Source organism: Bordetella sp. N (genome assembly GCF_001433395.1).
In the GTDB taxonomy this organism is placed as follows: domain Bacteria; phylum Pseudomonadota; class Gammaproteobacteria; order Burkholderiales; family Burkholderiaceae_B; genus Bordetella_C.
In genome coordinates, this window is the sequence record NZ_CP013111.1 from 3,790,000 (window position 1) to 3,803,547 (window position 13,548).

General features: G+C 66.1%; 15 protein-coding genes. 7 read left to right on the forward strand and 8 right to left on the reverse strand.

What is annotated here, in order from left to right; translation table 11 throughout:
• Positions 1 to 1,128 (reverse strand): type VI secretion system protein TssA, encoded by a 1,128-nt coding sequence (tssA, locus tag ASB57_RS16165; protein ID WP_057653152.1) that lies wholly within the window; start codon positions 1,126 to 1,128, stop codon positions 1 to 3.
• 209 nt (positions 1,129 to 1,337) lie between these two features.
• Here tssA and ASB57_RS16170 point away from each other — a divergent pair, with 209 nt between their 5' ends.
• Both ASB57_RS16170 and ASB57_RS16175 read left to right on the forward strand, forming a co-directional pair.
• A complete protein-coding gene (locus ASB57_RS16170) occupies positions 1,338 to 1,589 on the forward strand; it encodes a hypothetical protein (protein WP_057653153.1) in 252 nt (83 codons plus the stop codon).
• Between the two features lie 22 nt (positions 1,590 to 1,611).
• Positions 1,612 to 1,875, forward strand: coding sequence for a PAAR domain-containing protein (locus ASB57_RS16175; RefSeq protein WP_057653154.1), 264 nt, complete (start codon positions 1,612 to 1,614; stop codon positions 1,873 to 1,875).
• 56 nt (positions 1,876 to 1,931) lie between these two features.
• Here the strand turns inward: ASB57_RS16175 and ASB57_RS16180 are convergent, their stop codons facing one another.
• Positions 1,932 to 3,500, reverse strand: coding sequence for a CoA transferase (locus tag ASB57_RS16180; protein ID WP_082621648.1), 1,569 nt, complete (start codon positions 3,498 to 3,500; stop codon positions 1,932 to 1,934).
• A gap of 292 nt (positions 3,501 to 3,792) precedes the next feature.
• Between ASB57_RS16180 and ASB57_RS16185 the strand changes: the two genes are divergently transcribed.
• From ASB57_RS16185 to ASB57_RS16195, 3 genes are all read left to right on the forward strand, one after another.
• Positions 3,793 to 5,037, forward strand: coding sequence for a citrate/2-methylcitrate synthase (locus ASB57_RS16185; protein WP_057653155.1), 1,245 nt, complete (start codon positions 3,793 to 3,795; stop codon positions 5,035 to 5,037).
• Positions 5,038 to 5,256: 219 nt separating this feature from the next.
• Positions 5,257 to 6,657, forward strand: a complete 1,401-nt coding sequence (locus ASB57_RS16190) for an amidohydrolase family protein (RefSeq protein ID WP_082621649.1) — start codon at positions 5,257 to 5,259, stop codon at positions 6,655 to 6,657.
• Between the two features lie 85 nt (positions 6,658 to 6,742).
• Positions 6,743 to 7,375, forward strand: coding sequence for a hemolysin III family protein (locus ASB57_RS16195; protein WP_057653156.1), 633 nt, complete (start codon positions 6,743 to 6,745; stop codon positions 7,373 to 7,375).
• A 6-nt stretch (positions 7,376 to 7,381) separates the two neighbouring features.
• Here the strand turns inward: ASB57_RS16195 and ASB57_RS16200 are convergent, their stop codons facing one another.
• Positions 7,382 to 7,801 (reverse strand): organic hydroperoxide resistance protein, encoded by a 420-nt coding sequence (locus tag ASB57_RS16200; RefSeq protein ID WP_057653157.1) that lies wholly within the window; start codon positions 7,799 to 7,801, stop codon positions 7,382 to 7,384.
• 132 nt (positions 7,802 to 7,933) lie between these two features.
• On the opposite strand from ASB57_RS16200, the gene ASB57_RS16205 reads away from it, so the two are divergent.
• Both ASB57_RS16205 and ASB57_RS16210 read left to right on the forward strand, forming a co-directional pair.
• Positions 7,934 to 8,407, forward strand: coding sequence for a MarR family winged helix-turn-helix transcriptional regulator (locus ASB57_RS16205; protein ID WP_057653158.1), 474 nt, complete (start codon positions 7,934 to 7,936; stop codon positions 8,405 to 8,407).
• Between the two features lie 23 nt (positions 8,408 to 8,430).
• On the forward strand, positions 8,431 to 8,814 hold the full coding sequence (locus ASB57_RS16210) for an RNA-binding S4 domain-containing protein (RefSeq protein ID WP_057653159.1): 384 nt from the start codon (positions 8,431 to 8,433) through the stop codon (positions 8,812 to 8,814).
• Between the two features lie 7 nt (positions 8,815 to 8,821).
• On the opposite strand, the gene ASB57_RS16215 is transcribed toward ASB57_RS16210, so the two are convergent.
• From ASB57_RS16215 to ASB57_RS16235, 5 genes are all read right to left on the reverse strand, one after another.
• The gene (locus tag ASB57_RS16215; protein WP_082621650.1) at positions 8,822 to 9,628 is read right to left on the reverse strand and encodes a fumarylacetoacetate hydrolase family protein; all 807 of its coding nucleotides are present in this window, start codon (positions 9,626 to 9,628) and stop codon (positions 8,822 to 8,824) included.
• Between the two features lie 42 nt (positions 9,629 to 9,670).
• A complete protein-coding gene (locus ASB57_RS16220; RefSeq protein WP_231755170.1) occupies positions 9,671 to 10,135 on the reverse strand; it encodes a nuclear transport factor 2 family protein in 465 nt (154 codons plus the stop codon).
• 2 nt (positions 10,136 to 10,137) lie between these two features.
• The gene (locus tag ASB57_RS16225; RefSeq protein WP_082621651.1) at positions 10,138 to 11,376 is read right to left on the reverse strand and encodes an alpha-hydroxy acid oxidase; all 1,239 of its coding nucleotides are present in this window, start codon (positions 11,374 to 11,376) and stop codon (positions 10,138 to 10,140) included.
• Positions 11,377 to 11,556: 180 nt separating this feature from the next.
• The gene (locus ASB57_RS16230; protein ID WP_231755171.1) at positions 11,557 to 12,543 is read right to left on the reverse strand and encodes a tripartite tricarboxylate transporter substrate binding protein; all 987 of its coding nucleotides are present in this window, start codon (positions 12,541 to 12,543) and stop codon (positions 11,557 to 11,559) included.
• A gap of 73 nt (positions 12,544 to 12,616) precedes the next feature.
• Positions 12,617 to 13,492, reverse strand: a complete 876-nt coding sequence (locus ASB57_RS16235; protein ID WP_057653160.1) for a TauD/TfdA family dioxygenase — start codon at positions 13,490 to 13,492, stop codon at positions 12,617 to 12,619.
• Positions 13,493 to 13,548 lie beyond the last annotated feature (56 nt).

Below are 13,548 nucleotides of genomic sequence, written 5' to 3' on the forward strand. Positions count from 1 at the left end.
TTATTCGTTCGTCTTCGGCACGCCCAGCAGCTCTTCCAGGTCCGCCAGGCCCTGGTCGTTCTTAAGGACGGTGCGCAGCCACAGATGCAGGGACATCTCGCCCCAGCTGGCGGCCTTGTCGGCCAGATAGGCGACGGGGCTGTGGGGTTCGGTGCGCCGGAAGAAGTCGGCCACTTCGCGCAATTGCGCCAAGGCCTGGTCGCGCGTCTGGATGGGGCCGCGCACGGCCGCTGCCGCGGGCTGCCCGGCGACGGGCGCGGAGGATTGCGGCAGGGTCATGGTCGGCTCCAGACGTTCGGCTTGATCACGCGACACCGCATCGGCGGAGGACAAAGCACCGGCGCCGGCCGGCGCGCTGTCGTTGCGCACCAGCAGCCCCGCTTCACGGGCGAAACGGGTGGCCAGCTCGGTGGCGTTGCGCAGGGTTTCGCGCAAGGCGGAGAACGACGGACCTTCGTCGCCCAGGCGCTCCTGCAGCAGGCGGTCCAGGCTGTCCAGGGACTGCGTGCAACCTTCCAGGTCGACCAGCAATTCGGAATAGAAGGCTGGCGGGGTATCGCGCCGCGCGGCATCGAATTGCTCCTGCGTGACCTTGCCCCGCGTCAGTTCGGACGCATCCTGCGGCGCCCGCTTGATGGCGTTGGTCAACTGGACGGCGCTGTCCCAGACGGCCAGGCCGTAGCGGCCACCTTCGCTGCGCGTCAGGGGAAGCTCGGCGACCCACTGACGCGACTGGCTGATCAGCCAGCCCAGGTTGCCCACGCGTTGGGCGGCATCGCCGTCGTCCGCGCGCGGATGCAGGCCTTCCCAGTAATCGCGGCACAGGGCCTCGACCAGGCGGTAGCCGTCGCGCAGGCCGCCGAAGCCGTCGCGGCGTGCCCAGGCTTCGGTCAGCCAGGCGGCCACGCGGATGTCCTTGCTGCGTTCCTGCAGGATGACGCTGCACAGGCGCGTGACCTGGGGCCAGTCGGCTTCCTTCAGGTCGATCACCCAATCGCCCTGCTCCAGGCCCGGCTCGTCGAAGCGCCGTGCTTCACGGATCTGGTCGAATTCAGCGGAGAACACCATGTCTTCGCCACACGGGTCCGCGCCCGGGATGGGCTGCAATAACGTATCGAGGTCTGTCATTGTTGTTGGAGAAGGCGTGCCGGCACACGCAACGGCGCCCGCCCTCTCGCGAGCAGGAGATGGGATAGGGATGATCCCATAGCGCCCCAGTCAGTAGAAGGCTGACGAAACGCTCTCTTACAAAATGAGTAACTGAAAGCGCAGACCAGGTAACCGAACGCACATATCATCTTTCGCTGCATCCCTTCCTGTGAAAAGGTCTGCCCACCATGAGCTCTGATTTCCGCCTGGCCTTCGATGGCCACTACTACCGCGGTACGCCGCGCCGCGCCCCGGATGGCACGTATGTCACCGGCGAGGGTTCGATCACGCGAGCACCGGATGGCACTTACGTGGCGGGCAAGCCGTTGCGTACGCCCACGGGCAAGTACATCGGTGGTTCGGCGCCGGTGCGTTGGGCGCCGGATGGTTCCTTCGTGTCGGGCGACGTGCGCCTGGGACCCGACGGCAAGCTGGGCTGAGCGCCGTCACGAGCCAACCATCATGACGCGTCCTGTCATACGCAAAGGCGACCGCACGTCGCACGGCGGCGTGGTCGTCGAGGGTGACGAAACCGTCGTGGTGTTCGGCCAACCCATGGCCCGCGTGGGCGACCGCGTGACGTGCCCGAAGTGCTCGGGCACGCACACCATCGTCGAAGGCACACCGGATGTAGGCTCCGACCGCAAGACCGCGGTCGAGGGCATGAAGACGTCCTGCGGCGCCACGCTCATCGCCAGCCAGCAGTTTTATACGCTGGGGAGTTGATGCCGGCATGGCGTGCCGGGCCTGGCCCCGTTGCGTCGCCGCCCCCAGCGCCAGGTTCAAACCCCGTCTTGGCCAGCGGATGCATCCTGCCATTCGGCTTTGGCCACGCCCAAGGGGCCGGCGGGGAAGTCCCAGCGCATGGGCACGCCAGCCAGGTCGAGCATCGGCCGCGCGCGTTGCGCGGGGCCCCACACCGTGATTTCCTGATCCGCCTGGAAGTCCTCGTCGCGCTTCTTCAGTCCCGGCCGCGACAGGGAAGATTCGCGCGTTTCGTCATCGACCCATTCCCCCAGTTCGAACAGGGCTTCGGCGGTACGCGCCAATGACAGGCGCGCCGTGACCGCCACGCCCTCTTCCAAGCGCATGGCCAGGCCGCGCAGGACGGCCGCGGCGATCAGGTAGCCGGTGCCGTGGTCCAGCGCCTGCACGGGCATGGGCGTGGGTTTGTCCGCGCCGCGCCAGACCATGCCGGCGTGGGCGATGCCGCTGCTCATTTGCACCAGGCTGTCGAAACCGCGCCGGCCTTGCCAGGGGCCGCTCCAGGCGTAGGCATCCAGACTGACGTCGATCAACGCGGGGTTGATGCCGCGGCGCGCGGCCGGGTCGTAACCCAGGCCGTCAAGCGCGCCGGGCCGGTAACCGTGGACCAGCACGTCTGCCTGCTTGAGGAGAGCTTCGAATGTCGCGCGGTCTGCCTGGTCGCGCAGGTTCAGGCGGGCGCAACGCTTGCCCAAGGTGATGTCCGGCGCCAACGTTGGCTCGTCCCAGCCGGGCGGATCGATGCGCAGCACGTCGGCGCCGAAGGCTGCCAGGAAGCGGGTGGAGACAGGGCCGGCCAGGATGCGGGTCAGGTCGAGGACTTTCAGGCCCGTGAGGGGGCAGAGGGGATGGTCAGCTGGTTGCTGCTGCCCTTGCCCTTGCGGCTGCCGTTGCGCCGGCCGTTGCGGGCGCCATTGCGGAATGGCGGTCAAGGGGTGCCGGGTCCATGCGATCAGGGGCTCCGCCGCGACGGCCTGGCCTTGGGGATGGGCACGCCATTGCTCGCGGGTGTGCATGGCGGCCGCGCAGCCACCGGCGGCCACTACGGCGCGTTCCAGATCGTGCGCCGTCCAGCGCGCGACTGCCGCCGCGACGGACTCTCGCTCTTCGGCGCAGCCCAATACCGCGATGGCGGCCGCACGGTGTTTCGCCGCATTCGTGTGCAGGCGTATCCAGCCATCGGCAGTGCGATAGTCGCCGGCGACGCTGTCCCACGTCGGCGGCAACTCCCAGCCTGTTGGCCGGATCGACGTGCCGAACCATAGGCCGGTCAGGCGCCGATCGATCGTCAGGCGCGGGAGACGCGCGGAGGCACCGGATGCGTCGGTGCTCGCCGAGGCGTCTGCGCGAACAGCGGCAGCGGTCTCGCGGCCAGGCGCCGTGTGCAGCAGCGCCCGCAGCGCGGCGCCGGCCGCCGCGACGGTGCCGATGGCGAAGTCGTCGACCGGCAGGACGTAGGGCAATACGCCTTCGTTTTCGAAGGAAATGTTGTCCAGGGAACTGGGGGGCAATCCCAACGCATCCGCGGCCCGCCGCAAGAAAGCCCGGCAAATCGGGGCATCCGGAATTTCGACTTGATCCGTCATGGCTATATCCGTCCAGGTTCGCTTTAGAGGTCAGGCGTCAGGGCCAGGCTTGACAGCCCCAGAGCCGTACCGCCAGCATAAGCGCTGGGATATTGACGTCAATCTTGATGTAATTCATCAACATCAAATGAGGAAGTCGAAGGGCGCTCCGAGAAGGAGTTCCTTGCACGCTCCAAGGGGCAGTAGTTGAGGGGCTTCGCCCCTCAACACCTCCCGGATGGGGTAGGAAGGCTTCCTTCCTACCCTTCCACAGGGTGGTGGCTGTAAACGCATTCAACAGAAGGAAGAAAAAATGCCATGGCTGAATGCTCAAGACGCGCTGCGCATACTGGGTGTGCGCCCGCAAACCTTGTACGCCAACGTCAGCCGTGGCCGCATACGTGCGCGTCCGGATGCGCGTGACAGCCGCCGCAGCGAATATCGCGAAGAAGACGTCATGCGCCTGGCCAAGCAGGCGCGTGGTCGCCGCAAGGTCGCGACCATCGCGGCCGAGGCGATCGAATGGGGCGACCCCGTGCTGCCATCGTCGATCTCGACGGTGTTCGAAGGCCGCCACTGGTACCGAGGCCAGGACGCCATCCTGCTATCCGCCCGCGCCCCCCTGGAAGACATCGCCGCCCTGCTCTGGCAAACCGATCCGGTGTCATTCGCGACCTTGCCCAGCCCCCTCATCGCCCGACTACGCTCCGCCAAACCGCCATCGTCATCATCCGCAGTGGCCACCCGCGCCGCCACCGCGAGCCGCCCCTCGCCGGGCAGTACCGCGCCCCCGCAGCAATCCCTCGCACTCGCGGCGGGGCTCGTCGCCATGGCCCAGCGGGCTGGACAAGACCTGCCGACAAGCGGCCGCACGCACGCCCTGCTGCGCGCCGAGGCCCGCGATGTCATGGCCACGCTGTGCGCCGCCATGCTGGGCGCACCGGTTCCGACCGGAACCTCCCTGCACGATCACATCTGCGCATGCTGGCGCCAGCCGGCCGCCGCCACCTTCGTACGACGCGCCCTGGTACTGATGGCGGACCATGAATTGAACGCCTCAGCCTTCTCGGTACGCGTGACGATTTCCACCGGCGCCTCATTGGCGGCCGGCGTCCTGGCGGGCCTGTCCGCGCTGTCCGGCCCGCTGCATGCCGGCGCCACGCAGGCCGTCGCCGCGCTCGCCGAAGCCGCGCGCCAGTCCGGCGCCGAAGCGGCGGTGCGCGCCTGCTTGAGCCAGGGACGCCCGGTGCCCGGCTTCGGCCACCCCTTGTATCCGGACGGCGATCCCCGCGCCGCCGCCCTGCTGGCGACCGCCAAGCCGCCGCTCCATTACCGTCGCCTGGCCGATTATGTCGAGCAGAGCGTAGGCGAAATCGCCAGCGTGGACTATGCCCTCGCCGCCGGTTGCGCCCGCCATGGCCTGCCGCCCGATGCCCCCTTCGTCCTGTTCGCCCTGGGCCGCTGCGTCGGCTGGCTGGCCCACGCCCTCGAACAAGCCGAAGCCCAAAGGCTTATCCGCCCCCGCGCCCGCTACGTCGGCGTCCCGCCCGCCGCTTAATGCTCGCCGACGAGCGCGAGGCCCGCGGCACGAGGCCCGCGGCGCGGTGCCCGCCGCACGCAAAGCCTTGGCAGCCAATCCGCGAGCGCTCGACCTATGCGCGGGCAAAGTCCCCACCAAATCTTGCCTCTCGCGATAAGAAAGCATTGCCGGCAAGTGCAAGAGTAGGCATCGCTCACCCCCCTACACTGGACCGGACAGCTACTTACGGAGCACCGCATGTTCAGACGTCTACTGGCGACCTTCCTGGTCTGCATGGCCGGGCCCTCGGCCGCCGCCGAACCCGAACCCGCCAACCGCGACTTGCTCATACACGGCGCGTACGTGATGACGATGGACCCCGACCTGGGCGACATCGAGAATGGTGACGTCCTGATCCGCGCCGGACGTATCGCCGCGGTCGGCCGCGGTCTGAAGGCCGAAGGCGTTCGGCGCATCGACGCGCACGGCATGGTCGTCCTGCCGGGCTTCGTCGATGCACACACGCATTTGTACGTCACGACGATGCGCGGCCAATTCCGCAATGCCAACGGCCAGTTTTTCCCCGTCAGCTCGCGCCTGGCGCGCGCCATGCAGCCGAATGACGTCCGGGTCGCCATGTACACAGGCGCGCTGGAGCTGCTGCAATCCGGTGTCACCACCACCGGCGACTTCTTCGACAACGTGCTGACGAAGGAACACGGGCAAGCCGGCCTGGACGGTCTGAACGCGGCAGGCATACGGGCCATCCTCTACCTCGGCGGTCCGGACAAGACCACACAACACCCCATCGATCTCACCCAACTGGCTGAACTGGCGCACAAACAAGGCGCCGACGCACGGGTGCAAATAGGCCTGGCCTGGCGCCTGCCCCGCAACCGCGAAGACGCCGCGAACTGGGCCATGCGGCAGAAGGAATACGACACGGCGCGCCAGCTTGCCCTGCCCATCCAGGTCCACGTCAGCGGCGAGCCCGGCCCCATGTTCGACGCCTTGATCCAGCGCGGCTATCTCTATCCCGACCTGACGGTGGTGCACGCCACCGATGCCACCCCTGCTCAGTTGCAAGCCTTGGAAAAGGCGGGCGCCAGCGCCGTGCTGACGCCGGTCAGCGAACACCGGGTCGGCTACGGCCTGACGCGACTCGATCACTTCCTGTCCGTGGGCCGTCTGGGCCTGGGGCTGGATGGCAATGCCCTGGCCGGCAGCGCGGACATGTTCTCGACCCTGAGGCTGGCAGCGCTGACCTGGAGCGGCGCCACGCGCGACGAAAAAGCCCCCGATCCCCGCCAACTGCTGCAACTGGCCACGCGCGGCGGCGCGCAAGCGATGGGGCTGCAAAAGGAGATCGGCACGCTGGCGCCGGGCAAACGCGCGGACCTGCAGATCGTCGATCTGGCGGCGCTGAATTTCAGTGGCTATGGCGGCGGCGACCCGGCGGCCCTGCTGGTGTACTCAGCTCATCCGGAAAATGTGCGCACCGTCCTGGTGGACGGCCGGCCCGTCAAGGAGGACGGGCGCCTGGTCGGCGTCGATGCCGCCGACGTCGTCGAGCAGGCCAATGCATCCGCCCGCGCGCTGTTGGACCGGGCCCCGCCACCGCAGAGCCAGGCCCGCATCGATGGCAAGACCTCTCGATAACAACGCTTCTCGTTGACAACACTTCTGTCACATGGAGGGACTACCCTGATCTTCAGGCAGCCGTCTGCCAAGAAAGGAGTCCGCGATGTACAAGGGCGAGCGATTCAATATCGGCACGCACCTGCTCGGCTTTTGCGTGGCCATCGCGGGCGTGGTCTGGCTTGGCCTGCGGCTGGGACACACGCCGGCCAGCGCGGGTGACGTCGCGGGCTATGTCATGTATGCCATCGGTTTGCTGATGGTCTATTTCACGTCCACGCTGTTTCATGGCTCGCGCGGGCGCGGCAAGGCCTTCTGGGCAACGGCCGACCATTGCGCCATCTACATGCTGATCGCCGGCACGTACACGGGCATGGCGCTGCAATGCCTGCACGGCGGCCTGCTCTACGCCCTGTTGACGGGTGTCTGGCTGCTGGCCGCGTATGGCGTGAGCACCGAAATGCGCGCCCCGCGCAGCAGCAAGCCCTCCCTGCGGCGCTACCTGCTGGTGGGCTGGATGGTCGTGGGCGCATTGATACCCGTCATGGACAGCATGAACGCCCTCAGCCTGGCCGCGCTGCTGGCCGGCGCGGCGATATACAGCGCCGGCACCTTCTTCTACCGCAATCCCCGCGGATGGAAGCATGCCCACGGCATCTGGCACCTTTTCGTCCTGGCAGGCAGCGCCTGCCATTACTTCGCCATCATGGCCTTGCTGCAGGTGGCCAGAGCCGCATAAGGCCGATCAGACGCTGACCGTCAAGGTCGCGTCGATGTTGCCGTGGGCCATCTGCGAATACGGGCAGATCTTGTTGGCCGCCTCGACCACGGCTTGCGCGGTTTCGCGTGACAGGCCGGGCAGGCTTACCGCCAGACGGGCCTGCAGGAAGAAGCCGCCTTCCCCTGAACCCAGATCCACTTCCGCATCGACCGCCACGTCCGCCGGCACGGTGACGTTCAGCTCCTTGGCCGCGCGTCCCATCGCGCCGATGAAGCAGGCCGACCATCCAGCCGCGAACATCTGCTCCGGGTTCGTGCCCGGGCCATTGCTGCCCGGGGGCGACAGCTTGACGTCAAGGCGACCGTCATCGCTCTTGGTATAGCCTTCGCGGCCGCCAGTGGTGCGGGTCTTGCCGGTGTAGATGACCTTGTCGATCTTGCTCATGGTTCGTCCTTTGAAAGAGGGAAACGATAATTTAGTTATCACGATAATTACTGTGAAGCGAACTATATCCAGATTGCCTGCCTCATGCAACTACAATAATGATTATTTCGATAATTAATTTCAGGCACTGTCATGACCAGGAAATCCCACAACGACCGCGACATCGCGAAGCTGGGCGACTTCATGTGCTTCGCCGTCTATTCCACGAACCTCGCCTATTCGCGCGTCTACAAGCCCGTGCTGGAAAAGCTGGGCCTGACCTACCCCCAGTACGTCACGATCATCTGCCTGTGGGAAGAGGACAACCAGACCGTCAAAGGCCTGAGCGAAAAGCTGTTCCTGGAGCCCAGCACGATGACCCCCATGCTGAAGCGCCTGGAAGCCATGGGCTATGTGCGGCGCGCACGCGACAGCCAGGACGAGCGCAGCGTGCGCATCACGCTGACCGACACCGGCCGGGAACTGCGGGAGCAAGCGCTCGCCTACCGCGAGATCACCGCCAAGGCGACGGGCCTGGCGCCCGAGGAATTCCGGATATTGCAGAAAGCCATCGTCAACCTGCGCGGCAATCTGATGGACGCGGCCCCGCGCTATCATGGCGGCTGACCCGGATAAGGAAAGCAACCCGCATGGCCGACAAACTGCGCCTCGATAAATGGCTATGGGCCGCGCGCTTCTACAAGACGCGCAGCCTGGCCGTCGATGAAATCGGCAAAGGCCGGGTGCTGGTCAACGACCAGCCCGCCAAGCCGGCGCGCGAAGTCGGCCCGGGCGACACCATCACGCTGCGCAAGGAAACACCGGCGATGCAGGTCCGCGTGATGGCCGTCAGCGCGGTACGGGGCCCCGCGCCCGTGGCCCGCACCCTCTACGAAGAAACGCCGGAGAGCGCGGCGGCCCGCGCCCAGGCGGCGGAGATGCGCCGCCTTGCGCCCGAGCCCGCGCAAACCATCAGCGATGGCCGCCCGACCAAGCGCGACCGGCGGCTGATCGACATGATGCGCGGCAAGTAGCCGCCCTTCACTGCTCCCGCACGAAGCGGTTGCGCAAGACACCCAGCCCCGTCAGGGACACTTCCACCACATCGCCGTCGACCAGGTCGGGCGAATGGCCATCGGTGCCCATCCACAGGATGTCGCCGGGATACAGCGTCAGGTAGCGGCTCATCGTGCTGATGAAGGTGTCGATGCCGAACAGCATGTCATTGGTGTGGAAGCGCGTGCTCTCCTTGCCGTTGAGCGTGACCACGGTTTCCATGCGCGCCACATCCACGTCCGTTTCTATCCACGGCCCCATGGGCTTGAACGTGTCGGAATTCTTGGACCGCCAGAACGTGCGGTCGGACTTCTGCCAGTTGCGCTCGCTGACGTCGTTGCCCATGGTGTAGCCGAACACGCAGGAACGGGCCTGCTCCGGCGTCAGGTTGCGCGCCCGCTTGCCGATGACCACGACCAGCTCGCCTTCGTAATGCACCTTGGTGGCGTCGGCGGGCATGATGACATCCTGGCCATGCGCGATCAGGGCATTGTTGGCGCGGTACCCGACATCAGGCTTGTCCGGAATCTTCAGCCCTTCCGTGGCGATGTGCCTGGTGTAGTTCAAGCCCACGCAGTAGAAGGTCGGCGGGACCACCGGCACGTCCAGGCGCACGTCATCCAGGCGCAGGATGTCGCCGGTTGGCTCGGATCCCAAAAAGGGATCGCCCCGCACGGGCAGCACACGGTCGTTCTCATCGAGTTGCGCGTAGAACGCGTTCGTCGATCCCGCGTGCACGGCTCCCTCTTGCCCGCGCTCTCCGCCCTCCAGATGGGCACGTATCCATTTCATGCTGGTCTCCTCGACTGTGTTGGTTTGCAGGTACGCCCGCCTTTACCGCGCTGCCGCCGCGAACGTGGGTTCGTCCCCGCGCATTTCCTTGATCAACCATGCGTCGCCGACGCGGGCCAGGTCGATATACATGGTGCGTACGTTCTCGAACCCCGTCAGCGGGGACGGCCCTTGTGGGGCACTGCCACTGTCATGCCGCAACACCAGCATATACGCCCGCATGCGGCAGTGGCCGTCATCCACGCTGTCCGCCAGCAGATTGACGATCAGATGATGGATGCGTTGCGTCTTCGAGCGCGGCGCCAGCGCGTCCAGTACCGCCTGCCGGCTGTTGAGCACCTTGCCCTGCCGATGCCACGCCGCGCCAGGCGCCAACCTGTCCGCCAGCGCTTCGTAGCGGCTGTCATCCAGGTCGCGATAGAACGCCATCACCTGGTTGTGGCACTGCATCAGCGCGGCGGCGTTATCGCCCGGACCGCGGCCCGTGGATTTTTCTGTATCGACCATATTCAATTCTCCTCCAGCAATTCGGCCTGCATGGACGCGGCCCAGGCGCGGGCCGCGGGATGCAGGCAAGGAACAAAGGGTGGAAAGGGTTGGGGCAGGCGCAGCACGTCGGTATCGATCGCGTCCAGCCGAGGCGTGCCGCACAACTGCATGGTGCGCGCCAGTTCATCGCGCAGGATCGCCAGCGCCTTGGAGGCCCCTGCTTCGCCGCCGGCCAGCACGCCATAGAGCGTCGCGCGGCCCGTCAACACGCCGGCCGCGCCCAAGGCGATGGCCTTGTAGATGTCGCTGCCGCGCCGCACGCCACCGTCCAGCAACACCGGCACACGGCCGGCGGCGGCGGCGACGATCTCGGGCAGCGCCCACAGCGCGGCAATGCCGCCATCGAGCTGGCGCCCGCCGTGGTTGGACACCACCAGCGCATCGGCCCCCAGCCGCACGATGGCATCGACGTCACCACCATGCACCACACCCTTGACGATCAGCTTGCCCGGCCAACGGTCACGCAGACGGGCCAGCGCGGCAAAGTCGAAGGACGGATCGTAATTGCGCCCCGCCACCGACCGCATGGCCTTGCGGTCCGACGCCACCTGGTTCAAGCCTACCAGGCTGGGCATCACTGGAGGGCGCCGCAACAGCATGTCCAGCGACCAGGCGGGCTTGCGGGCGAACTGGAAGAAATTGCGCGGCCGGATCTTCATCGGAAAGGCCAGGCCATGCGCAAGATCGCGTTCGCGCTTGCCGCCTACGGGCAGGTCCACCGTGATGACCAGGGCTTCGTAGCCGGCGGCGCCGGCCCTTGCGATCAGGTCATGCAGGCGGTCCTTGTCCTGCAGGATGTAGGCCTGGAACCAGAGCCGTCCTGGCGCCTTGTCGGCGATATCTTCGATGGACGCGGTGGCCGATGTGGACAGCGCATACGGAATACCGGCAGCGGCGGCCGCGCGGGCCAGCATCACGTCGCCGCCGCGCCAGCCGAAGCCGACCGCGCCGGTGGGGCCGATCGCCAGCGGCATCGCGGCGGGTCGTCCCAGCAGGCTGCCGGCGAGATCGATGTGGGCCACGTCGCGGAGCACGCGGGGCGCCAGACGCACGCCTGCGTAGGCCGCGGCGTTGTCCTTGAGGGTCAGCTCGTCCTCCGCGCCGCCATCGAAGAAATCGAAGATAGGCCTGGGCAGCCGCGCCCGCGCCAGCTGCCGCAGCCGCTCGATCGAATAACAGTCGTCAACGCTACGCGTCATGAAACCCAGCCATTTCCAAAATAAGATGTCCCTTCAGGGGCACAGCGGAGCCGGCTTTGCCGGTCCGCCAGTGCCGCCCCCTTAAGGGGGTGGCGCGTAGCGCCTGGGGGAGGGGCCTCCCTCCGGTCCGCCAGTGCCGCCCCCTTGAGGGGGAGGCGCGTAGCGCCTCGGGGGTGAGCGTCACTCCTCGCCTTTGACGTTGCCGCGCTTAATAACCTCGGCCCAGCGCGCCTTATCTTGCACCAGGAAATCCCGGAACTGCTCCGGCGTACCACCCACCGCCTGGGCCCCCAGCGTCGCGAACTGCTGCTGCACTTGCGGCCGTGCCAGCGCCTCGTTCACCGCCTTGTTCAACTTGTCCACGATGGGCCGCGGCGTTCCCGGCGGGACCAGCAGCCCCACCCAGGGCGAGCCCTCATCGAAGTCGTGATAGCCCAGCGACTCCATGGTCGGTACGCCAGGGAAATCAGCCACCGGCTGCTTGGTGCCAACGCCCAACACCCGCAGCTGCTTCTGCTGCACGTAGTTCGCGATGCCGACGCTGGGATAGAACATGAAGGAAATGCGGCCAGCCAGCATCTCCTGCAGGGCCGGCCCGTTGCCCTTGAAAGGCACGTGCGTCATGTTCAGGCCGTCGGACGTGGCCATCATCTCTGCGGCCAGATGCGCCGATCCACCCACACCGGAAGACCCGTAGGTCAGCTTGCCGGGATGGCTCTTGGCATCGGCCACCAGGCTCTTGGCGTCCTTGTACGGTGAGTTGTAGCTGGTCACCAGCACCATGGGCAGCTTGCAGATATTGCTGACCGGCATCAGGTCCTTGACCGGATCGTAGTTATAGCGGCCCGGATACAGCAGCGGATTGACACTCCAGGTCAGCGAGGTCACCAGCACCTTGTAGCCGTCCGGTTCCGAACGCATCACATCGGCGGCGGCGATGGAAGCGCTGGCGCCGGGCTTGTTCTCCACCACGATGGACGCCTTGAGGATATCGCCCATCTCCTTGGCCAGGATGCGCGCCAGGACGTCGGTGGGTCCGCCCGCGGCATAGCCGACTTCCATGCGGATGGGACGGGAAGGGTAATCATCGGCACGGGCAGTGCCGGTCAGCATACAAGCGGCCAGCGCGGCCGCCGCCCAGGCAGCAAGGGGTCTGTTCGAGGTCATGCGTGTCTCCTTGGATTATCGGCCGGCGCCTTGTATATGGTTCTGCTGCGCCGTGATCCGTGCGTAGTGCCAGCTAATACAACTCGGGAAAGTATTTATCCGCCATGACCTGGCAGCGCTTGATGAAACGCGGCTCGTCAGGCCGGTAATCGGCGACAGCGTTGTGGATGGTGCCCATGTTGTCCCACATCAGCACATCTCCTTCGGACCACTGATGGCGATGCCGATACTTCTCCTGCACCTGATGCTTGAACAGGAAGTCCAGCACCTCGGCACTGCGCGCTTCAGGAAGTTCGTTGATGCGCATCGAGTAGCCGGGATTCGCATACAGCACCTTGCGCCCCGTGATCGGATGCGTCAGGAAAACGGGATGCGACACCGGCGGCTTGCGACGTCGCTGCTCCTCCGTCAGCGGCGGCCGCGTGCTGCCTTTCTCGCGCCGCATCATTTCCCAGAACTTGTTGAAGTCGTGGGTGATGGTCATGCCGTCCAGTTCGCGCTTCAACTCTTCAGGCAGTCCTTCGTAGGCCGCATGCATATTGCAGAATTCGGTATTACCCAGGGACTTGCCGTCCCGCATGGGAATACGGATGCCGAACAACACGTTGGCGAAAGCGATGGTCCGGCTATAGGACATGTCGGTGTGCCAGTCCTGGCCCGCATCGCTTAAACCGATCGGCTTACCGTCTTCGACGATGTTCGAAAGAATCATCACTTCGGGCAGATCCGGCTCGTGGTACATGTTGGCCACGTTCACCTCAAGCTTGCCGAAGTTCTCCGCGAAACGCTTGAGCTGCGCGGCGCTCAGATGCTGGCGCGGGAAACTGACCACGCCGTGGCGCCCCAAAGCACCTTCGATGGCGCGATAGTCCGCCTCAGCCAAAGGCTGGCCAAGGTCCAGTCCCTCGATGCGCGCGCCCATGGGCGTGTCCAGGGGGATGATTTCCATGTTGTCTCCTTGTCTCCGACCCCAAAGAGGAAAGAGTGTATGCAGCGCCCGCTATC